This is a genomic window from Pseudomonas anguilliseptica (assembly GCF_021375795.1).
GTDB lineage: Bacteria > Pseudomonadota > Gammaproteobacteria > Pseudomonadales > Pseudomonadaceae > Aquipseudomonas > Aquipseudomonas anguilliseptica_A.
This window is the reverse complement of sequence record NZ_JAEIOI010000014.1, coordinates 1-444: the sequence shown is the minus strand read 5'-3', so window position 1 is coordinate 444 and position 444 is coordinate 1. Positions and strand designations below refer to the sequence as shown.

The following is a 444-nucleotide window of genomic DNA, read 5'->3' as shown; positions in this document are numbered from 1 at the left end:
CTGGTCGCCGCTGCTGCCTTCAAGTACATGCGCCGCGCTCTGTAATCGCTGCGCGCTTCACCCAAGTCCCGCTACGGCGGGACTTACTTTTCAGGGCCACTCAATGAACTACGAACTCTACGTCCTGCTGGTCACCGTGGTGGCGCTGTACCTCGTATTTTTCGGGCGGGTCTGACCATGCGTACACCCCTGTTTTTGCTGCTGGCCCTGCTGCCGCTCTATGCCGTAGCGAATGAAAAGCCCTTCAAGATTCGCCATAACGATGGCTTTTATAAGTCCGTGGAAGCCGCCTGTGCCGGTTTTGACTATTCCACCATTGCGCACCCTGTAAACCTGATCAACCCAACTTATGCGGGTAGTTATACCCCGGTACAAAACACCACTTCATTTCTGTGTAAGTACAACTTTTCCTATCACCCCTACGGCAACCCACAACAGCCAATT

General features: G+C 53.6%; 1 protein-coding gene. It reads left to right on the top strand.

Annotated features, from left to right (window positions below):
* Positions 1-177: 177 nt before the first annotated feature.
* Positions 178-444 (top strand): hypothetical protein (locus IOD17_RS19235; protein WP_233686621.1); only part of this gene is annotated, 267 nt, incomplete at its 3' end.